Below are 25,371 nucleotides of genomic sequence, written 5' to 3' on the forward strand. Positions count from 1 at the left end.
ACCACTCATGGCTACGCAAGAAACCTCCCCAGCTCAAGCGGCCGGTTACTTCTCAGGAACCTTTCGAAGAGACTTTGTATCGTCGATTGTTGTTTTCCTGGTCGCCTTGCCGCTGTGTATCGGAATTGCGGTAGCCGTGGGGGTGAATCCGGCACGAGCCTTAATTACCGGCATCATCGGTGGCCTGATCGTTGGTTGCTTTAGCGGTTCGCCGCTTCAAGTGAGCGGACCAGCGGCCGGCCTCTTTGTGATCGTGGCAGATTTGATCGCCTCGCAAAAAGCAAAGTTCCTTGGCTTTTATGCAGGTCCGGAAGCATCGGCCGAGGGCCTGTCGATGACGTACGCACTGGCAGCCCTCGGTTTCGCGGTGCTCCTGGCAGGCGTGCTGCAAGTTGCGGCCGGCAAGTTGTTAATCGGTCGCTGGTTCCAGGCAGTCTCGCCGGCAGTGATCAACGGCATGCTGGCTGGCATTGGTGTGCTGATCATCGTCAGCCAGTTTCATGTGATGCTCGATCATGAAGCCCTCTGGCATGGACATAAGGCCCATGGTGGCCTGGAATATATGGCCACAATTCCTGAAGCGATCTGGAAGTGCTTTGACCTGCAAGGGACCGGTCCTTCGCATCACTTGGCGGCAGCCATCGGGATTATCACCATCCTGACGATGATTCTTTGGCAAGGTTTCGCCCCACCGAAATTAAAGCTGATTCCATCGGCGTTGTTGGGGATTATGTTGGCTTCGATCGTAGCGGTCGTCTGGAACTTCCCGCTGAAGAATCTGGCGGTTCCTCAAAACCTGCTGGATGAAGTCTCGTTCCTGAACTCCACTTCTCACTGGACTTCGGTCATCACCGATCCGGCCGTCTATACCGCGGCGTTGGTGATCGCCTTGGTGGCGAGCGCCGAAACACTGCTTTGTGCCACGGCGATCGACAAGATGAAGCCCGGTCACAAAACCAATCACGACAAGGAACTCACCGCCCAGGGAATCGGCAACATGCTCTGCGGACTGGTTGGTGCCTTGCCGATGACCGGCGTGATCGTGCGAAGCTCGGCCAACGTGAACGCTGGCGGCCAGACTCGCGGGGCGACCATCATGCACGGTGCCTGGCTATTGCTGTTCATCGTGCTGCTCCCTTCAATCCTGACGCTGGTGCCACGGGCTGCCCTCGGGGCGCTGTTGGTCTACACCGGTTTCAAGCTGGTCAACATCAAGCAGATCAAAGAACTGTTTCGGACTGGTTGGACCGAGTTCGGAATCTACGTGACGACCGTTGTGCTGATCGTTAGCTTCGACCTGCTAATCGGTGTGGTGGCTGGTATTGTGCTTTCGGCCGTTAAATTGCTGGTGACCTTCACCAGGTTCGAGACCGACCTATTCATCACGGAAGAAGAAAAGAAGGCGACCCTCGCCTTGCACGGAGCGGCCACGTTTTTACGGCTTCCGGTTTTGACGGAACGCCTGGAAGAGATTCCGGCGGAAGTCGAACTGACGGTCGACCTCAGCAATTTAACCTACATCGACCATGCCTGCTTCGAGGCACTTCTCGATTGGGCCAAGCAGCACGAGAAGACTGGCGGCAGCCTGGTCATCGACTGGCGTTTGCTACATGGCAAGTTCCAGAAGGAAATGGATGTGCGGCAGCTGGAAACCCGTGATAGCGTCGAGCCTCAGAAACTTAGCGGCAAACCGTCAACCAAGACGGTTACGGCTTAGCCCCCCGTTTTAATCGATACGACTTACATAAAGCACATGCATACTGATCACCTGAAAGGGTGTTTTCGTTAAGAGTGTGTAAATATGAAAAAGTCGAGGTCTAACATAACCGTTCTCGGTGGTCTGGTTTCGTACGAACGCGACCGTTACCAGCCCCTTGCATGAGGGTTTTTCTGTGAGCAACGGTTGCACCCAACCTATTGCTAGCACCACTTATTAGGGTTGCGCCGGATTTCCGTTCAACCCCTGCGGCTTCGGTAAGTCTTTCTGCTTGTGCACGTTTCTCAGCATGTGCCAATTCTGTCGCGATTTTCGATTCTTGCGCGCTGTCTGAAATCGATCTGACGCTCGTAAGACCCGTTCCGATTATCGCATCTAACGGCATTGGTCATTTCTGCTCAGGATGAGCGACATTCGTGAAGTATGGAAACCGCACGATGAAAACTAGCTGGACGTTTCGCGCCCTTGGAATCTGTTTGGGCGCATTAGTCCCTGCTTTGGGCTACTCCCAAGAACCTTTCTATAACGCGCCCAATAGCAACTACGCCGACTCGGCAACGCAATACCAGTCGATGTATTCGCAGCCGCCGCAATCGTATGCGGCGGCTGACGTCCCCCAGGCGCTTCCTCAAGTAGTCGACGACATCTCAGCTGCTTCCTACTACAACCTTCTGGAACGCGTCGAAGCTCTGGAAGCGGAAAAGGCGGAAGAAGCTTGCAAGGAGGTCGATTTGATCGCCAAGCCAACCCAGAAGTGGTCTGGCCGTGTGCACTTCGACTACTGGAACTTCCCCGATGAATCGGCTCTGCCGAACTACATCGAAACCGGAAATCCCAACGACGGTCCCGACGACTTCATCGGTTTCCGCCGATTGCGATTTGGTGTCGCTGGCGATGTCTGGGAAAACATGAACTACAAGATCGAGATGGAGTTCGCTGATCCGGCGAACCTGGCATTCAAAGATGCCTATCTCGGTTGGACACAGCTGCCATTTCTGCAAACCGTGCTGCTCGGTAATCAGAAACGTCCTTACGGTTTGGATCACTTGAACTCCAGCCGTTACAACGTCTTCATGGAACGTCCGTTCGTAATCGAAGCGTTCAATCAAGACGCTCGTCGTATCGGTCTGCAGTCGTATGGCGTTTCCGAAAACGAATCGTGGAACTGGCGATACGGTTACTTCCTTATGGATGACCTGGCCAAAGTCGGTCACCAGTACGATGACAACTACCAGTCCGAAATCGCTGGCCGTCTGGCCAACACGATCTGGTACGACGAAACCTCCGGCGGCCGTGGTTATGCTCACTGGGCGATCTCGGGTTCGGCTGCCTTCCCTGGTAGTGGCGGCGACGATCGCTTCACCACCCGTCCAGAATCGCGTACCAGCGAAAAGTGGCTGGACACTGGCTCGCTGGGTGCCTCGAACTATCAACTGGTGGGCCTGGAAGGTGTGCTGAACATCGGCGCCTTCTCGCTGGTCGGTGAATACCAGACGGTTCACGCCAATCGCTCGGCTGCTCCGGACGTCAACTTTGGTGGTGGCTATGTCTACGCTGCTTACTGGTTGACTGGCGAATCGACGCCTTGGGAACGTGACTCCGGTACGCTGGGTCGCACCAAGCCGTTCGAGAACTTCTGGCTGGTCAATCGCTGTGATGGCTGTCGCAGCTACGGCTGGGGTGCCTGGCAGGTTGCCGCTCGTTATTCGTATGGCGACTTCAGCGATGCTGATGTCTTCGGCGGTGTTGGCGAAAGTGCCACGCTGGGCGTCAACTGGTGGTGGAATCCGAACGCTCGCGTTCAGTTCAACTACATCAATGGTCGTATCTCGGACCGCGTGATCGCGGGTGCTCCTTCCGACGCCGGTTGGTACGACATGTTCGGCCTGCGATTCATGGTCGACTTCTAAACCGCGACGCGGATGCAAACCCACTGCCTGAGGCCGACCACGCCCCAGGCATTCACCCTGATAACAACCAGTCAATAAACCAAATACGGAGAGATCTCCATGAACCGTTACCTCGCCATTCTCGGCCTCGGTCTGCTGATGTACGGCAGCGGGTGTTGCACAACCAAGTGCTGCGTTCCGACCTGCTGCTCGTCGTACGGCAAGACCTGCTCGCCTGAAGTAAAGCAGACTGAAACCACGCACAACTGCTACGCCGACAAGTGCAAAGACATTTGTATCCCGGCCGTTCGCTTCCCATGGGAAGATTGCTGCACGCCGCTGAAGTGCGGTCGTGTTCGCTCGGTCAAGCAGTTGACCAAGTTTGAATACAAGTGCCCTGACTGCGAAGTCAAATGGAACGTTGTCGATTCGGGCTGTAACTGCGGTCCCGGTGCGTGCGGCCCCGGCGGTTGCGGATGTGGCAAAAACTGCGGCGGTGCCTGCGGCATTCCTGCTTGTGGAAGCTTCGCCACCGATGGTACCACACCGGCTCCGACCGAAGCCCCAATGCCGCTGCCGGAAATGAATCATCAGGAGAAATCACCTTCCGAGGTTCCTCCGATGCCGCCGGTCGTGATCGAACAGACCTCGTACTTCGCAACGGGTCAGTAAGCGAGTCTTTCTCCGACTCGTCCAGGAATTCCGATCAAGCCCTTGGAGCTCTCCCTACTCCAAGGGCTTTTTATGTTCGAACCGGGGCCACTTTGGCCGAACGAAATCTATGGCTAAAATCGTTCGCTATGGCCGAGAACATCATCTATATCGATTCCCCGCAAGACCCGCAGCTCGTTCGCTACCATCGCGAGTTCGAGCGAAAAGCTCATATGCGCGACGGGTATTTCATTGCGGAAAGTCAGTTTCTTGTTCAGCGTTTGCTGGATAGCCCGTTTCCGATTGAATCGCTGGTGGTCGACGATTCCAGCAAGATCCCGCAACTCCCCGCTCAACGTCAGGGGCAGTTTCCGATCTACGTCCTCAGCCGAGCCGATATCAAAGAATTGGTCGGGTACAACTTCCATCGAGGCATCTTGGCCTGTGGGCAGCGTCCTCCGCGTCACGAGATCGCCAGCGTCTTCCCCGACGAAGTCCCGGCCACCTCGACCGTGCTTGCTGCGTCAAAGATTGGCGACTTCGAGAACATCGGCGCCATTATCCGGGCGGCGTGTGCCTTTGGCGCGGATGCAATCCTTTTGGATGAGGGCTGTGCCGATCCGTTTGCCAAACGGAGCTTACGCGTCTCGACCGGGCACGCATTTAAGATTCCAATCGTCGAATCGCAAGACTTCGCGGCCGACCTGAAGCAGCTTCAAGCGAAAGGCTTCGAAACCTTTGCGACCGTTCTCTCCGATTCCGCCACGCCCCTATCGCAGGTAAAACGAGCCGATCGAAGCATTATCTTGATGGGGAACGAGGGATATGGACTCGAGGCCGATACGCTGGCTCACTGCACCCATCAGATCACCATTCCGATGCTGCGTGGCAGCGATTCGCTGAATGTGGCGATGGCGAGCGGTATCTTCTTATACCACTTCTGCCACATGCCGTAGCGACGCGACTACCAGCGGACAATCTCGCCGGAAACCAGTGCACGTCGTCCCGACGAAGTTTCCAGGAGCAACGCTCCCTCGGCATCAATGCCGTGACACTCGCCGACGAAGGTGCGTTCCCCTTGCTGCATCTCGACCTGGCGACCTGTCAACAGACAGTGTGAACGCCAGTACGGCAACAAGCTGGCGAATGACTCGGGGTTCTCTGAACAGAGCGAACGAAACCGTTTCAAAAACTCGAGCAGCACCTCGGGCAGAAAGTGCTGCTGATGCGTCACGTCGGTCAAAGCGATCGCTCGCTGCTGGACATCGAAGGGTGCCTGTTCGAGCGAATTGTTGACATTCACGCCAATTCCAACGCATAGATAGGGACGCCCCTGATCACGTTTCTCGACGAGAATTCCGCACACCTTGCGTCCAGCCAGATAAACATCGTTTGGCCATTTGACCTGCACCATGCCATCGTCGGCATATTGTTCCAGAGTCTGACACATGGCGACGCCGGCAACGATCGAGCAGCGATGCCACGCCAACGGAGCAATCGGGATATCGGCCTCGCCCATCAACAGCGAAAACGTCAACGCCCCGTCGGCAGCGAACCAGCTACGCGTTCCCCGTCCCCTGCCCTTGGTTTGCGAGCGAGCCACAATCAACGCCGGCAAGCGGTCGGCGTAGTGCTCGATGGTGGCGAGCGCATGGTCGTTGGTCGACGTGATCTCGTCGAACACGTCGACCGTCTTCAGGTTCGCTTCCCGCAGGATCTCTTGCTGGGCGATTTCAGGAAACCAGGCACTCATGGGTTACGCCAACTTGACCATCAAGTCGCCTGTTTCGACCTGGCTGCCTGGCTTGACCAGGACCTGCTCGACGGTTCCTTCGACTTCCGCGTAAACCGTGGTTTCCATTTTCATGGCTTCCAGCGACAGCAGCTTTTGTCCCTTGGCAACCTTCTCGCCCGGCTCGACTGCGATGGTCACCACCATGCCAGGCATCGACGAACCAATCTGCTTCGGATCGCCAGGATCGGCCTTCTGCCGTTTTGGAATGTCCGACTCGAGATTCTGATCGATGATGCTGATCTCGCGCGGCTGACCGTTCAGCTCGAAGAACACCACGCGCGAACCATCTGGGTGCGGATCACTGATCGTCAGGAACTTCACGATCAGCGTCTTTCCCTTTTCGATATCAAACGCCAGTTCTTCGCCCGGTTCTTGCCCATAGAAGAAGACCGGTGTCGGCAGCCGACTGGTGTCGCCGAAGGCTACCTGATGCTTGGCGAAGTCTTCGTACACTTTCGGATAGAGCAGGTACGAAACCACCTCGTTTCGCTTCGGTGCCCGGCCGAGCATCTTCTCGACCTTCGCCGTCGCATCTTCAAAGTCAGCCGGTGCAAAGCTTTCGCCGGGGCGCGTCGTCAGGATCGTTTCGTCACGCATGACTCGCTTCTGCAATGCTTCGGGGAAACCGCCCGGCGGTTGCCCCATGCGACCGCCAAGCAGGTCTTTCACCGAAGCGGGAAAAGCCAACTCGCGTTCCGGGTTCAACACATCAGCAGGCGTCAGGTCGTTAGCTACCATGAACAAAGCCATGTCGCCGACCGCTTTCGAGGTGGGCGTCACCTTCACAATATCCCCCAGCATCTCGTTGACCTGGGCGTAGATCTCACAGATCTCGGACCACTGATCCGAAAGCCCCAAGGCGTGGGCCTGCTGGAACAAGTTGGTGTACTGACCGCCGGGCATTTCGTGCCGATACAGGTCGGCGGTCGCTGGCAGCACGGTGCTTTCAAACGGAGTGTAGAACTCGCGAACCGATCGCCAATACTCGGCAACTTCGTCGATTTGCTTCGTGCCGAGACTACTTTCCTGAGGCGTTCCTCGCAGCATTTCGACCACGGTATTCAAGTTTGGCTGCGACGTTCCCCCGGAAAGCGGAGCCATCGCGGCGTCGGCGATGTCGAGCCCCACTTCGGAACCTTCCAGGATCGACGCGGCCTGAATCCCGGCGGTATCGTGGGTGTGGAAGTGGATCGGCAACCCAATCTCTTGCCGGAGGGTCTCGATCAGCTTGCGCGCCGCTTTCGGCTTACAGAGCCCTGCCATGTCTTTAATTGCCAGGAAGTGGGCCCCCATCGATTCCAACTGCTTCGCCAGATCGACGTAGTATTTCAGGTTGTACTTATCGCGTTTCGGATTGCTGATGTCACCGGTGTAACAGATCGAAGCTTCGCAGATGCCGCCGGATTCGATCACGGCGTCCATTGCCACCTTCATGTTCGGCACCCAGTTTAAGGCATCGAACACGCGGAAGATGTCCATCCCGGCCTGGGAGGCTTCTTCAACGAATGCTTTTACGACGTTATCCGGGTAGTTGGTGTAGCCGACGGCGTTCGAGGCTCGCAGCAGCATCTGAAACAAGATATTCGGCACCGCCTCGCGCATGTCAGCCAGTCGCTGCCACGGCGATTCTTTGAGGAAACGCATCGTCGTATCGAAGGTCGCCCCGCCCCACATTTCGAGCGAAAACATATTCGCACAGTTGTGCGCGTACGCCGGGCAGATATTCAGCAAATCGGACGTCCGCACACGGGTCGCCAGCAAGCTTTGATGGGCATCGCGGAACGTGGTATCGGTGAAGAGCAGTTCTTTCTGATCGCGAACCCACTGCGCGAACTTGGTCACCCCCAGTTCTTTGAAGCGATCGCGCGAGCCTTTAGGTAGCTTTGCATCTTCATCGACGTGCGGCGTCGGAGCCGGATCGCGACGCTTGGAAACGGCTCGATCTTTCACCAGTGCGTTGCCGTTAACGGCGATCTCGCCCAGGTACTTTAGCAGCTTCGTGGCCCGGTCTTTTCGCGGGATGAACTGCATCAAGTCAGGCGTTTCGTCAATGAAGCGAGTCGTGCACTTCCCTTCGACAAACGTCGGATGCTTCATCAAGCGAATGAGGAATGGAATGTTGGTCTTCACGCCACGAACGCGAAACTCTTGCAGAACGCGTTCCATGCGACGCGAGGCATCGACAAAGCGGCGGCCACGGGCCGTCACTTTCACCAGCAGCGAATCGTAATACGGATGCACGACCGCACCGCTGAACGCGCTGCCTGCATCCAGACGCACGCCCATGCCAGCGCCGCTGCGGTAATGCGTCACGCGGCCATAGTCAGGCATGAACTTGTTGGAAGGATCTTCCGTCGTAACGCGGCACTGCAAAGCAAAGCCAAACGGCGTGATCGCCGATTGATCTGGGATTCCGATTTCAGGATGCTCGAGCGATTCGCCTTGAGCAACCAGGATCTGCGACTTCACCAGGTCGACGCCGGTGATCTCTTCGGTGACCGTATGTTCGACCTGGATACGCGGATTCACTTCGATGAAGTAGTATTCGCCGGTTACCGCATCGACCAGAAACTCAACCGTTCCGGCGGCATAGTAATCGACCGCCTTGCCAATGGCGACGGCAGCATCGCACAAGCCTTGACGGGTCTTGGGATCGAGCAGTGGTGCCGGGGCGATCTCGACCACCTTCTGGTGGCGACGCTGCACGCTGCAGTCACGTTCGTACAGATGGACCAGGTTGCCCTCCTTATCCCCGAGCAACTGCACTTCGATATGCCGGGCATGCTCGATGAACTTCTCGATGAAGATATCGGGGCTGCCGAACGCATTGAGCGATTCGCGCTGGGCTTCTTTGAACGAGCCATCGAACTCCTCCGAAGATCGAACGACACGCATCCCACGGCCGCCGCCACCTTTGGCCGCCTTTAGGATGATCGGGAAGCCCATCTTCTCGGCCAGTTGGCGTCCGGCATCGACGTTTTCAATCGCCGCGTCGCTACCACCCAGGATCGGCACGCCTGCCTGTTTGGCGACGTTTCGAGCAGCCGTTTTATCGCCGAGCATTTCGAGGCAACGCTTCGATGGACCGACGAAGACAATGCCATTCTTCTCGCACGCATCGGCCAGGTCTGGGTTCTCGGACATGAACCCATAGCCAGGATGAATCGCATCGATCCCATGCTCCTTGCACAGCCGAATCACACCAGGGATATCGAGGTAGGCCCGAACCGGTTCGCCTTCGGTTCCGATCAAGTACGCTTCGTCCGCTTTGAAGCGATGGAGCGCGAAACGATCTTCGTACGAATACATGGCGACCGTCCGAATTCCGAGCTCGTGGGCACTCCGGAAGATGCGGATGGCGATTTCACTACGATTGGCTGCCAGAAGCTTGGTGATCTTTTTCATAGTCGGCCGTATAGAATTCGCGACTGCCCAGGGACGGGGAAGCCAGACGGGAGAGGTGCAGTGGGGGAAAGCCAGCCAGTATATCAGATTGTAGGCGAAATAAACGAGCGTAAGTCAGACAACAATTTGATCTAATCCGACATGCGAAGTGATAGCATAAAGCGATTATGCGGACGATTCGTGCATTGATCGAGCGGCGACTACAAGAGCTCGCCAAGCTTGCCCGGCACTGGGATCAACTCGTCTGCCGGGAACCTTCCAGCGGCGTACTCGTTCCAGAGTCCGTTGACCCAATCGTCCTGGATATCCAACAGCAGCGATGAAGCGATCAGGCCGAAGTCATCCGAAACATATCCAGCCAACTCAGGCGACTCGGTCAGTTGCAATGTTTTCAAGAAGGCTGCCTTACGGATCTCTGCATGCAACCCTTTGAACTCTGCCGAGATATCCGCTTCAGGAAGCTTGTTTGAGGCCGCAGTCCAGGCAGTGTCGAAGGGAGCCGTATCGCGATAGTCGAGCTTCGCGTCGATATCGGCCTCGAACATGGCCGGTATCAAAAGTTGGTCGCTGTTAATCCGGTCGATGATTGACTGAACTTCCTTCACGGTAAACTTCCCAACGGTGACCTGACAGCGCATAAAAAAGAGAACGAGTTGGCTCACCCGTTCTCTTGCTGGTTATAGCGACCCAATTAGGTTGCGTCTACCAAATTACATCCGCGAGATGTTGGTCGACTCGGCGAAGTCTTCGTCGTCGATATCTGCGTCGCTGCTGGGGGCGGCCCCTGGGTCGCGGAAGCGGTAGCCTACGCCACGAACCGTTTCAATCAGGTCGGCGAACTCAGCCATTTTGCGGCGAAGGGCTCGCACGTGAACGTCGATCGTGCGTTCCATCACGACGGTGTCTTCGCCCAAAGCGGCATCGATCAATTCCGATCGATCGAACACGCGACCAGGCTGGCGAGTCAGCGTTTCGAGCAAGCGGAATTCGCTGCGGGTCAGCTGCAGCGGCTTGCCATGGACGGTGGCACGGTGACGGCGACGATCGATCGTCACACCCTGACTGGCAACCACGTCGGTGGTTGCCGTTTCGGTTCCACGACGACGACGTTCAAGAGCTTTGATTCGTTCCAGCAGCACCTTCACGCTGAAAGGCTTGGTGACGTAATCATCAGCACCGAGCGAGAAACCGATCAACTGATCGGACTCTTCCGCCTTGGCGGTCAGCATCAGCACCATGATGTCTTTGGTCGCTGGATCGGCACGCAGGCGGCGGCACACTTCCAAACCGTCGACAACCGGCAACATCAGGTCCAAGATCACCATGTCAGGCGTCTTCACTTGAGCCTGGGTCAAACCATCCTGACCATCGTAAGCCGAAAGCACTTCGTAGCCTGCCTGGCGAACGTTGTAAGCCAACACGTCGGCAAGTGCTCGGTCGTCTTCGACAATCAGAATCTTCATTCGGGCCATTTTCTAGGTCCAATTGCTAATACAGAACGGGGAGTTCTAGGAATGACTGGAAGAGCCAACTTCGCCACCATTGGAAAAGCGGTGACGAACAATGACTCCATCTACCATGTAAATTACATCGTCCGCGATATTCACCGCGTGATCCGATATTCGTTCGATGTGGCGACTGGCCGAGAAGCAATGCAGGGCCGGCACAACCTGGTCGGGACGTTCCCGCATGACTTTCTGCAGCTCTTCGATGACTTCGCAATTCATCCGGTCGACTTGGGCGTCCATTCCGCCGACACGAGTCGCAGCGACGCTGTCCATGTTGACGAACGAGTCGAGAACTTCGGTCACCATTTGCTTGGTCAGATCGACCATGCGAGCAAGTCGCGGAGGGGTGACGAACGTGGGGAACTCGATGACCGATTTGGCCCGTTCCGCCAGATTGACCGTCAGATCGGCCATCCGTTCGAGGTCGTTGTTTACTTTCAGAACCGTCGCGATGCGACGCAGGTCGACCGCCACGGGTTGATGTAAGGCGAGGGCCTTCAGGCATTCTTCCTCGATCTGAACTTCCCGCTCGTCAACGATGATGTCGAACCGGATCACCTCGTCGGCGATGTGAGCGTTGCGTTCAAAGAGGGCCCGAGTCGCCTTTTCGAGCATCTCTTCCACCACGCCAGACAACGACAGCACCTCGTGATGGAGGTGATCCAGGTCGCGTTGCAGGTGAAGAGACATAAGTTCTTAAATCTCGGGCGTTGCCTAGGATTTGAAGACGCTCCCAGGCCGAATCAGGTGTTTTCGATGAACCTAATGTTAACGCTCGATTATTAAGACAATGTAAACACAATTGTTAATTTGTAAGAACTCGGCTTCTTTTCAGCCGAACTGTGAAGACAGACCCCACTTCTAGCTCACTATCGAGCTCAACGCTACCCCCAAACGAACTAGCCAAGTGCTTAACAATCGAAAGACCTAAACCTGTCCCCCCCATTTCGCGGGAGCGTGCTTTATCGACGCGGAAGAACCGCTCGAAGATGCGGTCCTGGGCATCCTGCGGAATTCCAATCCCATGATCTTCGACCGAAAAGGCGACTTGGTCCCCTTCGGTCTTCCAACGGACGAGCACGTCGCCTGGCTTGCCCGAATACTTCACCGCGTTGTCGACCAGGTTGCCGACAATCGTGCGTAGGCCTTCTTCATCGGCTCGGACGTAGACTTCATCATCTTCGGCCGATTCCACCACCAGCCGAATTTGCTTGGCGGCGGCCTTATCGCGTAACGAGTCGACGCTCCACTGGGCGATGTCGGCCAGATTGACGTCGGTGATGTCGAATACTTCCTGTCCAGCTTCCACGCGAGCCAGCTGCAGCATGTCCATGATCAGATCGTGCAAGCGATCGCTCTGGTCGGTGATCTGCCCGAGGAAGTAGTCGCGATTCTCAGCATCGTTCACCGCCCCCATCGCCAAGGTTTCGGCGTAAGCACGGATCGCCGCCAAGGGGGTCTTCAGTTCATGCGAGACATTCGCCACGAACTCGCGGCGGAGATTCTCGAGGCGGCGAAGCTCGGTCATGTCGTGCAGCACCAGCACCACGCCTGGGCAAGGATCGCCAGGCAAGCAGTTGGCATGAATGTTCAGCACGCGGCGAAAGGGGGACGTTACCTCGAACTCCGTCGAGCAAGGCTCGCCAGTTGTCAGGGCCTGCTGCACCGATTGATCGAGCGCTCGAATACGGGTGATCTCGATCAAAGGACGACCTTCGATCTTCTCGACCCGGATCCCCAGGAGACGGCGAACCGCATGGTTTGCCAGCAAGACGACACGATCGGCACTGACCGCCAACACCCCTTCGACCATGCTCCCGAGCACGGTTTCGATTCGGTTGGCCTGGTCTCGCAAGGCTTTTTCGCGATCAGAAACCGCGATGGCCATCGCCTGGAAACGACGAACCAGTTGGCCTAGTTCATCTTTCGACGAGTTCCACAGATGCTTGCGATCACCACTTTCGGCCAGCGTGTCACATGCGTCGATCAGCTCGACGACCGGATCAACCGTTCTCGTTTCAACAGCGCGGGTCAGAAACAGCCCGGCCACGATGGTTCCGAAGGCAATGATGCCCAGCACCACGGCAACCGTTCCGGTCGAACTGGCAAGCTGATCTTTCGGCAAGCCAGCTCTGACAAAACCAACGGTCTGCCCTTCGTGGACCACCCGCTGAGCCACCATCAGCATGGTGACATCTTTGTCGATCAGAAGTCGTTCGGCATAGCCAAAGGTACGTGTGTCGGCATTGCGAAACTCGCTGAGATCGCGTTGGTTCTCCATTCGCCGTGGGGGATATAGAGAGTCCGCCAGCACCCGGCCGCCATCGCTGATGATGGTGATGTAGACGCCTGTCTCGGCTGCATAGCGTCGGACGCTGTTTTGCAGGTGATCTTCCTCTTGCAGCGGCGGATCTTCCTCGGTCAGAACGCCTGCTTTGACCATCTCGACAACCGTTTCCAGGTTGTGGATACGTTCGCGGCGGACAGCGCGTTGCTGTTCGACGCTCGCGGCCCACGTCATTGCAAGTAACGTGATGAAGCTCAGCGAGACGACCAGCAGCAGGATATATGTTCCGATTAGTGAACGGACCATTGCGACTTGAAACCAATCTTCCGTGTCAAAAAAGTTGCCATCTTGTATGATAAGCCGCGCAGGCCGACTGCCCAGCGCGGGAAGGGACTCGTTTTGGTTAAGTTCCGTTCATAATTCCGGCAAACCGCACGAAAAAGGGCGGCACCCAAGCGGGCCCGCCCTTTCGTTTATCGCTAGAACTTGCTGAAAAACAAGCCTTAGATGGTAATGGTTTCGCCTGGCATCGGAACGACGTAAGGCGATTGTTCCAGCTGCTTCTTAACCGCTTCTGGATTTGGCTTCACTGGGGCTTCATCGTCCATGCTGTTCAGCTTGTCGAAGTCGGCCAAAGCGATTTCGGAGTTCAATGCGTCTTCGTAGCGAAGAACCTTGCCACCCTTGCCGCTGTGACCACCCGAGTAGGTAGCCATACGACCGAAGATTGCGGTCATGGTGCTGTGGGCACCGTAATCGCCTTCGTTCGGACGTTCGCCGTTACGCAGCGATGCGAACAGGTCGTGATGTTCTTCCTGGTGACCGCCGCGACCACCCTGGCCGTAGCTCCAAGCCAGATTGCCTTTGGCGTCGTAGATCTTGCCGCCACTGATGTCGGCGTAACCCTTCGAGCCGTGAGCATGTTCCGAGACGCTGTTCCAGCAGCCGGGGATATGACGGCAAGCGCTGAGCATCTTCACGCCGTTGGCATAGGTGTATTCGATCATATGGTGATCGTAGATTTCACCATGATCGGCACCCTTACGAACCTGACGACCACCCTGCCCTTCGGCGGTTTCTGGTGGACCATCCATCAGCCAGTTGATCACGTCCAGGTTGTGGATGTGCTGCTCGACGATATGATCGCCACAGAGCCAGTTGAAGTAGTACCAATTACGCATTTGATATTCGAGTTCCGACTGCGAAGCAGAACGGTTACGAGTCCAAACGCCGCCCGAGTTCCAGTAGGCTCGGCAGAAGATGATGTCGCCGATCGCACCATCCTTCAGACGGTTGATCGTCTCGACGTAGGCCTTTTCGTGGTGACGCTGCAGACCGACAGCCACTGCCAGGTTCTTCTCCTTGGCCTTCTTGTTGGCTTCCAGCACGCGGCGGATACCAGGGGAATCGGTCGCGACTGGCTTTTCCATGAAGATGTGCTTGCCAGCGTCGACGGCGGTTTCGAAGTGCAGTGGACGGAAACCAGGCGAGGTGGCCAGGATCACCAGATCGCAATCCGATTCGATCACCTTCTTGTAGGCGTCGAAACCAACAAACTGGCGATCGGCTGGCACGTCAACCTGCTTGGCGTGACGGCTCGAGAGCGAACGGAGGCTCTGCGACAGGCGATCTTCAAACACGTCGCCCATGGCAACCAGCTTGGTGTCGCCCTTGGTGTTCATCGCTTGATCGGCGGCACCCGTACCACGACCACCGCAACCAACCAGACCGATCTTAATTTGATCGCTGCCAAAAGCGTGGGCACTTTGAGCGATCGTCAGCGAACCGGCAATTGCACCGCCAGCTACCAGCATCGACGAACCGGTCTTAATGAAATCGCGGCGCGATGGCTGCGTCGCGTCAGATTGCTGCTTGGAATCTTTCTTAGCCATAGATGGAGAATCTCCGTACTGCGTGAAAGTATTAGATAGGGGCGAGGTGGGAAAAATTAGACGTGCGTCCTACCATGAGGGTAAGCTTAAAGCATACCGGATTCTCAAGTTGAATTCAATTATTTCCAGGTAAGATAAGGGCTTGCGCAATATTCTGCACAAGCTTGAAGGCTGATAATCGGGAGCGAAGATGCCGTCACCATTCTCAAATTGCCGTGTCATCTGGGGGGCCATTTTGGCCTATCTCAGCATGGCAGGAACCACCTTGATCGCTGCCGAGTCTTCCCTTCTTACAGTCTCCCAACCGCACATGGGAACAATCGTCCGCATAGTGGCCGACTACGACGATGTCGAGAAGTTCCAAAAAGCCACCGATGAGGCTTTCCAACGGATACGCGAGATCGAGCAGATTTGTAGTGATTATCGGAGTGACTCCGAGGTCCTTCAATTGTCAGCAAAATCTCCGACAACCACTCCGCAGCGGGTGAGTGATGATCTGTGGAACGTCCTCGTCGAAGCTCAATCGGTCAACCAACAATCGCACGGCGCGTTCGATGTCACGCTGGGTCCACTCACCAAAGAGTGGCGTCGGTTTCGACGTCGCAGTGAATTCGATGCCGAGCGGATCGAAGCGGCCCGGCCGGCGGTTGGGGCGAAGCATCTGACGCTGGACAAAAAGCAGCAGAGCGTTTCGCTCGGTGTAGCCAACATGCGGATCGACCTGGGCGGCATCGCCAAGGGTTATGCGATCGACGCCGCCTTGAATACGCTGACCAGACATGGCATTACGCGAGCATTGATCGATGCTGGCGGTGATATCGCTGCGAGCGATGCTCCGCGTGGCGAACTTGGCTGGAAGGTCGGCATCTCAGGCCTCAATCCGAAAGATCCTCCGATTCTTGTTACCCATCTGGCAAACGGCGCCGTGGCAACCTCAGGCGATGCCTATCAGTTTCTGGAACATAACGGCAAGCGTTATTCCCACATTCTCGATCCTCGTACCGGGTATGGGGTCGAGCATCGTGCGACGGTAACGGTCTTCGCGACCAACGCCACGCTGGCCGATGCTTGGGCGTCAGCCCTGACCGTGCTGGGGCCAGATCAGGCCGGCGAAGCTTTACAGAAGCAGCCCGCAGTCGCGACCTGGATGGAGGTGCTGGTCGACGAGAAACCGGTTTCGTGGACCAGCCCAAACTTAGGTGCCTGGCTGAAAGCCCACATGGCTGAAGCCGAGTAGAAGTCTACTTTCGCAGCGAATCGAACACTTCATCTTCCAAGGCCATGTTCCAGAAGGCAAGCGTGCGATTGTCGATGCAGCGGGCATCCAGGGCCGATGCCGCGACTGCCTGAAAGAAGGCACGCGCCAATTGATCGAACCCAAACAAACGCAAACTACGGATCACACGTGTGACACGCAAATGATTGTGGTTTAGCTGCGTGTGCCAGTTCTTGCGATTCGCCGCCAACAAAGGCTCGGCGACAAACTGGCCATCTTCGTTCAGCTCGAACCCCATGAAGCGAGCAAAACGAACAATCATCTCGCGCATCAAGAGCTGCGCTTCGATGTTCTCGCGAAGCACATGCGCGGAGTCTTCGTCGACCAGCGGCGCACCGGGATTCACCATCGATGTTTCGTGAAGCGGAAACATCCACTGAATAATATCGTGATGCATTTCGAGATCATGATCGCTCATCGCGATCATATCCCGGGCAGTCCGACCATTCGAATCGGATCCACCGTGACAATAAAACTCGATCACTTGTGAGGTCATTTCTGCCTCTCCATCGGCAACGACAAGTCGAACTCGAGTCGGCTCTCTGGCCGACTCGAGCGGTCCTGCTGCACTTCTCTCTGCATCGCAAGCGTCTTAGTCGAGACTCTTTAAAGAAGAGAGGACATCGTTCGTTGCTTCGCGAGGCTTTCGTTCCGGTTTGGTCACATTCACTTCCGAGGCAAATACCCAGTGAACGTGATCTTGAGCTTCGTACACGCGGCCTTTCGCTGTCACATGATCGCCGACAGCGGCATAAGCCAGGCTGTTGACCATCAGGTGGGCGATTGTATCGTCGTTGATCAAAAACGCGAGTCGATGCAGTTTGCCAACCGGCGTCTTTAACGTCAATTGATCTCCGCGGAGTCGCGCCACAGCCGCCACGATCGATTGGCGCTGCTCCGGCTCGATAGCGTCGGGCTCGAACCCAGGCGGAACGCTCACGACGTCCAATTCACTTAGCACGTCTTTCCCGTGGCCGACTTGATCGACTGACGACACCATCCGAACCACCATCCCCGGCTGCAGGCTTCGGGCAAGGACATCCCCATGAACATCGACGGCAGAAACTCCAGCAGGATGGGTAGCAATTGTCCGGATGGTTCCGTTCGCCTGGCGAACCCACAGCATACCATTGCCAACACGAACCACCTCTCCTTCCACTGCGGTTTCAGGAAGTCGATTCACGTCGACCTTGTTCTTTTCTACGGGAATGGTGATCCTTTTGTTAGTTCCGCCGCACGATCCCATTTTCCATAGGTTTTCGTAACGCGCTTCAACCAGTTGCGACTTATAGAACGTCGGCCAGTTGAGCGATCCGTCAGCTTTGATCGGGGGCTCTTCTTTCTCCGCTGGGGCGTACGGATCGTAAGCAGCAAACTGAGCATACAAGGTGGGGCAAGAACTGGCAAAGACGATCGCCCCCCACACCGCCATGAGGGTGAATCTACACATAGGGCACCGATAGATTTTCTCGGAAGGAAACGGGGAGGGAGGTGGGGGTTAGAAGCTCCCGTTTCACCTAGCATATGCAGACAAACCTTCCAGGGGAAATAGCCTGCGTTGTAGAATTTGGGAAACATCGTTCCCAATTCGTGACCTGGGCGACAGTTACGAATGCACCTCGCCTGCGGTCAGGGGCTAAAATAGCTCCACATGGAAAGGGCCTCTCGCTTGCGGCATTTACGGATCATCTTTGGCGATCAACTCGATCGAAACTCGGCCATCTTCGACGGATACGATCCCCAGCAGGATAAGCTTTGGATGTCCGAAGTCGAGGAAGAGATCTCGTACGTTCCCAGTCATAAGCAGCGAATCGTCCTCTTCCTTTCTGCCATGCGACACTTCCGGGCGGAGTTGGAAGAAGCGGGTAAACCGGTTCGATACCATCCGCTTCAGGCCGACCGACGGCACGATTCCGGCAAATCGTTTCGCGATCTTATCTCGCAAACGATTAAGGAAGATCGCCCCGAAACCATCCGGGTGGTCCTGCCTGGCGACTTTCGCGTGAAGAAGGTATTGGAAGAGATCGCTGCGGAACATGACATCCCACTCGAGATCTTGCCAGACCTGCACTTCTATTGCACGGTCAACGAGTTCCACAAGTTCGCCAAAGGTCGCAAGACGCTGCTGATGGAAACGTTCTATCGGCAGATGCGGAAGAAGCACGATCTCTTGATGAGCGACGGCAAGCCTGTGGGTGGAAGCTGGAACTATGATCACGACAATCGCGAACCATTCCCGAAAAATGGCCCAGGCAAGATCGGTCACCCCACCTCATTTCAGCACGACGAGATCACGCAAGAGGTAATTGCGTTGGTCGAGGCTCGTTACCCGAAGCATCCCGGCAGCCTCGATTCCTTCGCCTTGCCGGTGACGCCTGGTCAGGCGAGTCGCATGCTCTCAGACTTCGTTCGCTGGCACCTGCCTGACTTCGGTCGCTTTGAAGACGCGATGTGGACCGACGAACCGTTCCTACATCACTCGCGGCTGTCGACCTGTATGAACCTGAAGCTGCTCAATCCGCGCGACTGTGTGGCCGCGGCGATCGAAGCATACCAAGACGGTTCGGCGCCGTTGGCCAGTGTCGAGGGCTTTGTGCGGCAGATCGTTGGCTGGCGCGAGTTTATTCGCGGGGTCTATTGGACGCGGATGCCAGATTACGCCGAGCTGAACTACTTTGAGCACGACCAACCGATCCCGTCGTTCTTCTGGTCAGGCCAGACCGAGATGCAGTGCGTGCGGCAGTCGATGAAGCACGTGCTGGAACATGGCTACGTGCATCACATTCATCGCTTGATGGTGCTGGGCAACCTGGCGATGACGTACGGCATGCATCCGTACGAGTTCCACCAGTGGCACATGGCGATGTATTTAGACGCAGTCGACTGGGTTTCGCTTACCAACACGCTGGGCATGAGCCAGCATGGCGACGGTGGTGTGGTCGGCACGAAGCCGTACTGCTCGACCGGAAACTATATCGACAAAATGAGTAACTTTTGCCATGGCTGTAAATACCATCCGAAGAAAGCGGTGGGGGACGAAGCGTGCCCGATCACGACGTTTTACTGGGACTTCCTCGATCGTCATTACGACCGACTGCAAAACAATCAACGCATGAAACTGCAGTTGAAACATGTCGAACGAAAACGAGACAACGGCGAGATCGAAGCGATTCGCCAGCATGCCGATCATCTTCGCAAGGCCTGGCAACCGTAACGATCCCAGGCCCTTCACAATCAAACCGCCGGACAGTGGTCTGATAGCTTGAGGTGATTTCTTCTGATCCAATCTGGCAGGAAAAAGAAGCCGGGAAACGAACCACAACGAGCGACTCGTTCCCCGGCCCATCCCCTTAGAACGGACTGACCGAGGTTGATTTCCTAGGTCTGCATATATGGTTGGCTTCCATTGAGAAGTATGCCGATGGCATTTCGTCAGCTCGCTTGGGCAGGCTTTCCGACCAGAACCAATCTGCACGCTGGCAGTTGGATTCCGCTTCTCGCAAGTCATGCGATACAAAAATTAAGGAGTAGGACCTGGAACAATTCCGGGCCTGAATGCATGATGGGTAGGCAGAATTCGTTGGCGAAAAGAATGTGGGGCACTTCTCGCCAACAGGGGTCTATTATTTATTGACCGAAATCGCTTGTCTTGCATCATTTCCACCAGCGCAATGCCGAATAAATACAAATCTGAGTGGGAACGACGCCTCGAAGATCTTTTCTCCCAGGCCCCCACCCTCGAGATCTTCGAGGAACTTTTTGCACGCCTGGACGAGGTCAACTTGTGCATTAAAGATCTCGAAGGGCGCTACCTGAGCGTGAACAGTGCGTTTCTGCGCAGTGTTCCGCGATTGAAGCGTGAAGACGTGATCGGCAAGACCGCATTCGACATCTATCCCAAGGCCCTCGCGATCGGCTTTCAGCAGCAAGATCAGCAGTTGCTTTCGCGTGGCCAGAATCTGCACGATCAGTTGGAAATGATCACCAATCCCGACAGTTCCCTTGGTTGGTACATTACCAGTAAGGTTCTGGCTCGCAACATTCAGGGGGAAGTGATCGCGATCATCGGCATGTCGCGCGACTTGCATACACCAACGGCAAAAGGAGATCGCTACAACAAGTTGGCGGTCGCTTTGAAACGGATGCAGACCGAATACGCGAGCCCGCTGCGGATCCAGCAACTGGCTGACGATTCAGGGCTGTCGGTCAGCCAGTTCGAGCGGCTGATGCGCAGCATGATTCAGATCACACCTTCGCAATACTTGATCCGCCAGCGGGTCGAAGCGGCGGCAGTGCAACTGCGCGATTCCGACAAAACAGTCGCCGAGGTCGCGCTCGATTGTGGCTTCAGCGATCAGCCTTCATTCTGCAAACAATTTAAACGGATCACTGGCCTCTCGCCTTTGAAGTATCGTAAGATGACCCGCGAAGAGAGCTAACCGCTCCCCTGCCCTGACCCATCTTATCGAAACGTTCGCATGTCTTCTGGCTTTCCCTACCTGATCGGTCGCATCGGCCTGACCGACCACTGGTCGATTCATTTATCGCACGTCCACAAGCAGCGGATGGAAGATGGGGCGATGGTCTTATGGCGTCCCCGCTTCACCATTTGGATCAATGCGTGGAACAACGATCAGCATCAGTCGATCGAAGCGCGAAAGCTTCACTTTGCGAAATCTGCCGATCCGAATAAATACGACGAACGCGAGCAGCAGACCGACGATGGGCGATTGATCTATTCCTATCGGCTGCGTGAAGAAGCGAGCGATGAACGCGTCGCAGCCCTGTACGGGTTTGTCTTCTCGGACTCAGGTCATGTGCAACTCTCGCTCTATTTCAACGAAGAGTCGGACGCCGAGATCGCCTACGCGACATTGAACAGCGTCAACCACGAACCTCCGGCGCTGGCAGACTGTCAGATCTATTCGCAGTTTTGCTATGCGTCGAACATGGTAACGATCGATCGAATCCCGGTCGATTACATGGTTCGCGAAGCAACGGAGCGGCCAAGAGATAGTGGCTGGCAGTTCTTCTCCGGCCGTGAAAGCCAGGAATACGTCGACGGGACGAACAACATCCAACTGGTTCCCGTCGCATTTGTCGCAGCCATTTCGCCGGAGATCATTCCGCACCTTAGTGCGGAACCAGGCACCCAATGGGAACGCCGAGACGACAGCTTCGTCCCGGCGTAGTGGTTCGCGGATAAGTCGGACTAACGAGTCAGCTCGAGCGACATTGCCTCGGTCGGTCCCTCGTTGACCGTGACCTTCAGGTCGGAAGTGTTCGGGCTGGCGTACTTCTTAGGGAGCAGATCTTTCGGCGGACCGAGTTTGCGGAAGGCGGCCTGGGCTTCTTGCGGCGTGCCTCCTTCTTCTACCTTGCGTACTTCCAGCTTGCGAATGGTCACCGAGTAGTCCCCAGGCATCGCTCCTTTTGGCTGAACGCCCGGCGAGACGTAGGTCATCACCGAGAACTTTCCTTCGGCATCGGTAATGCCGCTCGCCGATCGGCCCGTCTCGCTGCTGGGAACCAGTGTTACGGTTGCTCCCTCGACAACCTCGCCATCCATTGTGACTACCCCGGTCACTGGATAGGTCGCCGGACCAGATCCTCTGGAACATCCCAGCAGCGTGGCGAACCCAATTCCGCACACCACCATCGCTTGTGCCACTTGCATTGAATTTTCTCCCCCGAGAGTTCGTGTCCTGCGATTCACCCCGCCCCCTGCCGGCAGTGGCCGAGGTTTTTGTTTCCTGCCTATTTCCGACGATCAATAGTCGCCGATGACGCCGCCGTCCGACTTGTCACCTAGCCGGGCATAGGTCAGCCGATCGATCGTTTCTGGTAGAAACTGAACCGAACCATCCCCCATCACAAACTGACAACCACCAGGATGCAGCGACTTGAAACCGAACGTCGCACTCCAGTTGTTGCTGGCGTTCGAGAAGCAGGTATTCGATCCGTAACCGGCGTCGCCAGGGCATGTCGGGAAGTTGATCGGAGCGGTCGTTGCATACCACAGCGTTTCTGGCCAGGCCCAGCCCCAAGGCGCGAAGGTCTGACAGGTCGTGCGAATTTCACCCATCATGATCGTGTTGGTCGTGCCGTCCCGTAGATCCGCGATTCTTGCCGAGTACGGCGTGAAATAGCCACGACCAAACGGACCTGAGACAGGCTGATTCCCGTAGTCCGCCCGCACGTTTCCGCGGTTGAACGGATCCTCGCCATCGTTGTCGTTGTCGAGCCCCTGGCCAGAAGGAAACGCCCCGGCCGTTGCCAACATGTCGCATCCGGCCGCCGACTGCATGTACTGCGAACCAATGCTCGGGGCATAACTACAGCGAGCCGTGTTCGTCGTAGGATTGAGGGCGGTCACATCACCGTCGCTGGGGCACTGATAGGCCGAGATCTGATAATCGCCCACTCGCTTTCCATTGACGTTGTACAACGTCAGGTTCGAGTTCGTCATGTCGATGCCGTCGTAGAGCGACGTCTGTTCGATGAAGGGCAACATGCCAATCAACACGCACATGTTGTTTCCACCGGTGCCAGAACCGTTGTACCAATTGATCGGGAACCGCTGCAGGACGTCGTGATAGTTGTGCAGACCAATCCCCAACTGCTTCAGATTGTTCTGGCAACTCATTCGCCGAGCCGCCTCGCGTGCTTGCTGGACGGCTGGCAAAAGCAGCGCGATCAAGACACCGATAATGGCAATCACGACCAACAATTCGACAAGCGTAAAAGCGCGATCTTTGCGCATTCGTGTGGCACGCATGATACAGGTCCTATCCATCGAATGAGATAAGGATCGAGAAGGGACAAATCGTGTCGCCAGAGTATCAACACCCGATTTGCAATGCCACAATATTTTCCATCTTTTTACAGTTTTTACACAACAATCGCCCATTTTGAGAGTCATAAGAACGATTCCATCGCGAGACCTTGCCTCGATTGCTCAGCTTTCTATCAGTGATACGTGATCTCATAAACTCCTCACGATTCGCAATATTTCACGTCTGATTTGAGAACGACAAATACGAGCCAAGACGTGCCATATAAAAGATGAAAGCGTCGGCGTGGCCGAATTTCGCCCAAGATGCAAGGCGACTTTCTAAGCCCTGCCGGTCAGATCAGCACCCTGAAACGCCTGTCAGAATAGGGCTACGCGAAGGCGTTGCCCGTTTTAGGAATAGCAGTCAACGTTGTTAATCGAGCCAAGACTTACGAAGCGGTAATAAGAGATACTGCTTGATGATATCAACGCGTTCAGGCATGTCTGGCTTCCTTCAGAAGGGAAGCCCGTTCACAAAGAATTGCTTGCTTGAACCGCCGCAGATTCTACTCAGCGGGAGCTTCTTCCGTCGCTTCGCTGGACGTAGCCAGCAGCGGGCGGATTGCTTCCAGCGGCAGTTCGATTTGCTTCAAGTGACCCTGGCGATCGATCAGCAGAACGGAAGGGTCTGCGAACGAAGTGATCAGGTCTTTGAATTGCATGCTGGTCTCGAACGTTTGGCCGTTGACCTCGTAGACGCGATCGAGCGGACGAAGCCCAGCCATCGCCGCAACCGAACCAGGCGTCACGCTGGTCAGCATCACCGAACCAGGCTCTGCCGGATCGTCGGTCCACGCAATGCCGATCGGCGCTGGGTTCAAGTTTAATTGAACTGGCAGCTTCAACGGAGCCTCTTCCCCGTCCCGTTCGACTTCAATTTCGACTTCCACAGGCGCCGCTTGCACTTGAGCCAGAAAGCGATCGACCGTCGAGAATGGAAGCCCTGCGAATTGAATCAGTTTGTCGCCAGCCTTGATGCCAGCCTTGTCGGCCGGACTGCCGGTGGTGACGGCTGAGATTTCGAGCGAAGTCGCATCCTCTGACCGGTCTGGATTCCAGCGGATCCCCAGTCGTGAACGATTGACCGACCGTGGAACTTCGAATCGTTGACGTTCCGATTCCGATTCCAACCGACAACGGGTTCGGAATGCCGGATAGAAGTCACGATTCGCCGCATCCCAAGCCGTTTGAGCCGTTAGCCGCGCGACCGATTCAATGCCGGCATGATTGATCAGGTGAGCATCGTCCTGCGGACGATGGTATTCGTCGTGCAAACCGGTATGAAACATAAGCGTCGGGATCGACCGCGAGAAGAACGTATAGTGATCGCTGTTGTCGGTCATCTCCCAGCGGAAGTCGAGCTTCAAATCGCTCTTCGCGTTGGCCCGAGCAATTACCTGACGCAGCCCTGGCAAAGTGCGGGTGCCATAAACTTCGACTCCCTGGGGACGCAAACGCCCCACCATGTCGAGATTGATATACATGCGAACTCGATTCCAGGCCACCGTGGGATGCTCGACCCAATACTTCGATCCGAGCAGGCCCTTCTCTTCGCCGTCCCACAGAACGAACAAGATCGAGCGACGCGGCTTCACTTTCATTTCCGAGAGTGCCTGAACGACTTCCAGCAATGCGGAAGTTCCGCTGGCATTGTCATCGGCCCCATTATGAACGTAACCAAACGGGCCAAAGCTGTTGGCCCGATTTCCGTAGCCAACGTGGTCGTAATGAGCCCCGACCACGATCAGGTCCCCTTTATCGGCCCCTTCTTCCCCAGGCAAGATTCCCAGGATATTGCGCGAGCCGCCATGGAACAGTTGGAAATAGGTTCCACCGTCACCAGCCGGCTTCAGGCCGTACTTGGCGAACAGCTCTTGCAGGTAATTGCCAGCGGCGCGACCACCTCGGCTGCCTGCCTCGCGACCTTCAAAGCTATCGTCGGCCAGGACGTCGACGTGCCGTTTGATGTCTTCCGTCTGGATCGTATCGATGGCAGCCGATAGCGAAAGCTCGCCAGCAGCAGCACTTCCGACGAAGGCGAACCCAACGCAAGCGACAACTGTCCAGACACGTAACATTGAGGTGATCCCGATCGCAAAAACTAACAACGCCCCTG

20 protein-coding genes are annotated in these 25,371 nt (G+C 56.1%); 8 read left to right on the forward strand and 12 right to left on the reverse strand.

Going from position 1 to position 25,371, the window contains the following annotated elements:
• Window positions 1–7 precede the first annotated feature (7 nt).
• The 4 genes from AB1L30_RS25175 to AB1L30_RS25190 all read left to right on the forward strand — a co-directional run bounded on the left by AB1L30_RS25175 (window position 8) and on the right by AB1L30_RS25190 (window position 5,213).
• Window positions 8–1,717, forward strand: a complete 1,710-nt coding sequence (locus AB1L30_RS25175) for a SulP family inorganic anion transporter (RefSeq protein ID WP_367017128.1) — start codon at window positions 8–10, stop codon at window positions 1,715–1,717.
• A 437-nt stretch (window positions 1,718–2,154) separates the two neighbouring features.
• On the forward strand, window positions 2,155–3,627 hold the full coding sequence (locus tag AB1L30_RS25180) for a porin (protein WP_367017130.1): 1,473 nt from the start codon (window positions 2,155–2,157) through the stop codon (window positions 3,625–3,627).
• 99 nt (window positions 3,628–3,726) lie between these two features.
• Entirely contained in the window at window positions 3,727–4,278 is a 552-nt protein-coding gene (locus AB1L30_RS25185; RefSeq protein ID WP_367017132.1) for a hypothetical protein, read from the forward strand.
• A gap of 128 nt (window positions 4,279–4,406) precedes the next feature.
• Window positions 4,407–5,213, forward strand: a complete 807-nt coding sequence (locus tag AB1L30_RS25190; protein WP_367017134.1) for an RNA methyltransferase — start codon at window positions 4,407–4,409, stop codon at window positions 5,211–5,213.
• Window positions 5,214–5,221: 8 nt separating this feature from the next.
• On the opposite strand, the gene AB1L30_RS25195 is transcribed toward AB1L30_RS25190, so the two are convergent.
• From AB1L30_RS25195 to AB1L30_RS25225, 7 genes are all read right to left on the reverse strand, one after another.
• Window positions 5,222–6,010, reverse strand: coding sequence for a biotin--[acetyl-CoA-carboxylase] ligase (locus AB1L30_RS25195; RefSeq protein ID WP_367017136.1), 789 nt, complete (start codon window positions 6,008–6,010; stop codon window positions 5,222–5,224).
• Window positions 6,011–6,013: 3 nt separating this feature from the next.
• The gene (locus AB1L30_RS25200) at window positions 6,014–9,457 is read right to left on the reverse strand and encodes a pyruvate carboxylase (protein ID WP_367017138.1); all 3,444 of its coding nucleotides are present in this window, start codon (window positions 9,455–9,457) and stop codon (window positions 6,014–6,016) included.
• A gap of 200 nt (window positions 9,458–9,657) precedes the next feature.
• Complete coding sequence (locus AB1L30_RS25205) at window positions 9,658–10,119, reverse strand: hypothetical protein (protein WP_367017140.1); 462 nt, start codon at window positions 10,117–10,119, stop codon at window positions 9,658–9,660.
• Window positions 10,120–10,167: 48 nt separating this feature from the next.
• Complete coding sequence (locus tag AB1L30_RS25210; RefSeq protein ID WP_345093884.1) at window positions 10,168–10,929, reverse strand: response regulator; 762 nt, start codon at window positions 10,927–10,929, stop codon at window positions 10,168–10,170.
• Between the two features lie 36 nt (window positions 10,930–10,965).
• Window positions 10,966–11,655 carry a phosphate signaling complex protein PhoU gene (gene phoU / locus AB1L30_RS25215; RefSeq protein ID WP_367017142.1) on the reverse strand — a complete coding sequence of 230 codons (690 nt, stop codon included), beginning with the start codon at window positions 11,653–11,655 and terminating at the stop codon, window positions 10,966–10,968.
• 115 nt (window positions 11,656–11,770) lie between these two features.
• Window positions 11,771–13,558 carry an ATP-binding protein gene (locus AB1L30_RS25220; protein ID WP_367017144.1) on the reverse strand — a complete coding sequence of 596 codons (1,788 nt, stop codon included), beginning with the start codon at window positions 13,556–13,558 and terminating at the stop codon, window positions 11,771–11,773.
• 197 nt (window positions 13,559–13,755) lie between these two features.
• Window positions 13,756–15,144 (reverse strand): Gfo/Idh/MocA family oxidoreductase, encoded by a 1,389-nt coding sequence (locus tag AB1L30_RS25225; RefSeq protein ID WP_367017145.1) that lies wholly within the window; start codon window positions 15,142–15,144, stop codon window positions 13,756–13,758.
• Between the two features lie 190 nt (window positions 15,145–15,334).
• Between AB1L30_RS25225 and AB1L30_RS25230 the strand changes: the two genes are divergently transcribed.
• Entirely contained in the window at window positions 15,335–16,381 is a 1,047-nt protein-coding gene (locus tag AB1L30_RS25230) for an FAD:protein FMN transferase (RefSeq protein WP_367017147.1), read from the forward strand.
• Between the two features lie 4 nt (window positions 16,382–16,385).
• Here AB1L30_RS25230 and AB1L30_RS25235 read toward each other — a convergent pair whose 3' ends face one another.
• Together AB1L30_RS25235 and AB1L30_RS25240 are read right to left on the reverse strand one after the other, a co-directional pair.
• Window positions 16,386–16,838 carry an opioid growth factor receptor-related protein gene (locus AB1L30_RS25235; protein ID WP_367017149.1) on the reverse strand — a complete coding sequence of 151 codons (453 nt, stop codon included), beginning with the start codon at window positions 16,836–16,838 and terminating at the stop codon, window positions 16,386–16,388.
• A gap of 174 nt (window positions 16,839–17,012) precedes the next feature.
• Complete coding sequence (locus AB1L30_RS25240; protein WP_367017150.1) at window positions 17,013–17,852, reverse strand: hypothetical protein; 840 nt, start codon at window positions 17,850–17,852, stop codon at window positions 17,013–17,015.
• 219 nt (window positions 17,853–18,071) lie between these two features.
• On the opposite strand from AB1L30_RS25240, the gene AB1L30_RS25245 reads away from it, so the two are divergent.
• The 3 genes from AB1L30_RS25245 to AB1L30_RS25255 all read left to right on the forward strand — a co-directional run bounded on the left by AB1L30_RS25245 (window position 18,072) and on the right by AB1L30_RS25255 (window position 21,612).
• Complete coding sequence (locus AB1L30_RS25245) at window positions 18,072–19,634, forward strand: cryptochrome/photolyase family protein (protein WP_367017152.1); 1,563 nt, start codon at window positions 18,072–18,074, stop codon at window positions 19,632–19,634.
• Between the two features lie 457 nt (window positions 19,635–20,091).
• On the forward strand, window positions 20,092–20,859 hold the full coding sequence (locus tag AB1L30_RS25250) for a helix-turn-helix domain-containing protein (RefSeq protein WP_345093899.1): 768 nt from the start codon (window positions 20,092–20,094) through the stop codon (window positions 20,857–20,859).
• 39 nt (window positions 20,860–20,898) lie between these two features.
• The gene (locus tag AB1L30_RS25255; protein WP_367017153.1) at window positions 20,899–21,612 is read left to right on the forward strand and encodes a DUF2185 domain-containing protein; all 714 of its coding nucleotides are present in this window, start codon (window positions 20,899–20,901) and stop codon (window positions 21,610–21,612) included.
• A 20-nt stretch (window positions 21,613–21,632) separates the two neighbouring features.
• Here AB1L30_RS25255 and AB1L30_RS25260 read toward each other — a convergent pair whose 3' ends face one another.
• The 3 genes from AB1L30_RS25260 to AB1L30_RS25270 all read right to left on the reverse strand — a co-directional run bounded on the left by AB1L30_RS25260 (window position 21,633) and on the right by AB1L30_RS25270 (window position 25,333).
• The gene (locus AB1L30_RS25260; protein WP_367017155.1) at window positions 21,633–22,097 is read right to left on the reverse strand and encodes a carboxypeptidase-like regulatory domain-containing protein; all 465 of its coding nucleotides are present in this window, start codon (window positions 22,095–22,097) and stop codon (window positions 21,633–21,635) included.
• 93 nt (window positions 22,098–22,190) lie between these two features.
• Complete coding sequence (locus AB1L30_RS25265) at window positions 22,191–23,198, reverse strand: DUF1559 domain-containing protein (protein WP_367017157.1); 1,008 nt, start codon at window positions 23,196–23,198, stop codon at window positions 22,191–22,193.
• Window positions 23,199–23,761: 563 nt separating this feature from the next.
• Complete coding sequence (locus AB1L30_RS25270; RefSeq protein ID WP_367017158.1) at window positions 23,762–25,333, reverse strand: M20/M25/M40 family metallo-hydrolase; 1,572 nt, start codon at window positions 25,331–25,333, stop codon at window positions 23,762–23,764.
• Between the last annotated feature and the right edge of the window lie 38 nt (window positions 25,334–25,371).

Source organism: Bremerella sp. JC817, from assembly GCF_040718835.1.
In the GTDB taxonomy this organism is placed as follows: domain Bacteria; phylum Planctomycetota; class Planctomycetia; order Pirellulales; family Pirellulaceae; genus Bremerella.

What these genes read in the sequence shown, in the direction of transcription:
- AB1L30_RS25175 (WP_367017128.1), top strand. Translation starts at nt 8, where the DNA reads ATGGCTACGCAAGAAACCTCCCCAGCTCAAGCGGCCGGTTACTTCTCA.
- AB1L30_RS25180 (WP_367017130.1), top strand. Translation starts at nt 2,155, where the DNA reads ATGAAAACTAGCTGGACGTTTCGCGCCCTTGGAATCTGTTTGGGCGCA.
- AB1L30_RS25185 (WP_367017132.1), top strand. Translation starts at nt 3,727, where the DNA reads ATGAACCGTTACCTCGCCATTCTCGGCCTCGGTCTGCTGATGTACGGC.
- AB1L30_RS25190 (WP_367017134.1), top strand. Translation starts at nt 4,407, where the DNA reads ATGGCCGAGAACATCATCTATATCGATTCCCCGCAAGACCCGCAGCTC.
- AB1L30_RS25195 (WP_367017136.1), bottom strand. Translation starts at nt 6,010, where the DNA reads ATGAGTGCCTGGTTTCCTGAAATCGCCCAGCAAGAGATCCTGCGGGAA.
- AB1L30_RS25200 (WP_367017138.1), bottom strand. Translation starts at nt 9,457, where the DNA reads ATGAAAAAGATCACCAAGCTTCTGGCAGCCAATCGTAGTGAAATCGCC.
- AB1L30_RS25210 (WP_345093884.1), bottom strand. Translation starts at nt 10,929, where the DNA reads ATGGCCCGAATGAAGATTCTGATTGTCGAAGACGACCGAGCACTTGCC.
- phoU (WP_367017142.1), bottom strand. Translation starts at nt 11,655, where the DNA reads ATGTCTCTTCACCTGCAACGCGACCTGGATCACCTCCATCACGAGGTG.
- AB1L30_RS25220 (WP_367017144.1), bottom strand. Translation starts at nt 13,558, where the DNA reads ATGGTCCGTTCACTAATCGGAACATATATCCTGCTGCTGGTCGTCTCG.
- AB1L30_RS25225 (WP_367017145.1), bottom strand. Translation starts at nt 15,144, where the DNA reads ATGGCTAAGAAAGATTCCAAGCAGCAATCTGACGCGACGCAGCCATCG.
- AB1L30_RS25230 (WP_367017147.1), top strand. Translation starts at nt 15,335, where the DNA reads ATGCCGTCACCATTCTCAAATTGCCGTGTCATCTGGGGGGCCATTTTG.
- AB1L30_RS25235 (WP_367017149.1), bottom strand. Translation starts at nt 16,838, where the DNA reads ATGAGCGATCATGATCTCGAAATGCATCACGATATTATTCAGTGGATG.
- AB1L30_RS25240 (WP_367017150.1), bottom strand. Translation starts at nt 17,852, where the DNA reads ATGGCGGTGTGGGGGGCGATCGTCTTTGCCAGTTCTTGCCCCACCTTG.
- AB1L30_RS25245 (WP_367017152.1), top strand. Translation starts at nt 18,072, where the DNA reads ATGGAAAGGGCCTCTCGCTTGCGGCATTTACGGATCATCTTTGGCGAT.
- AB1L30_RS25250 (WP_345093899.1), top strand. Translation starts at nt 20,092, where the DNA reads ATGCCGAATAAATACAAATCTGAGTGGGAACGACGCCTCGAAGATCTT.
- AB1L30_RS25255 (WP_367017153.1), top strand. Translation starts at nt 20,899, where the DNA reads ATGTCTTCTGGCTTTCCCTACCTGATCGGTCGCATCGGCCTGACCGAC.
- AB1L30_RS25260 (WP_367017155.1), bottom strand. Translation starts at nt 22,097, where the DNA reads ATGCAAGTGGCACAAGCGATGGTGGTGTGCGGAATTGGGTTCGCCACG.
- AB1L30_RS25265 (WP_367017157.1), bottom strand. Translation starts at nt 23,198, where the DNA reads ATGCGTGCCACACGAATGCGCAAAGATCGCGCTTTTACGCTTGTCGAA.
- AB1L30_RS25270 (WP_367017158.1), bottom strand. Translation starts at nt 25,333, where the DNA reads ATGTTACGTGTCTGGACAGTTGTCGCTTGCGTTGGGTTCGCCTTCGTC.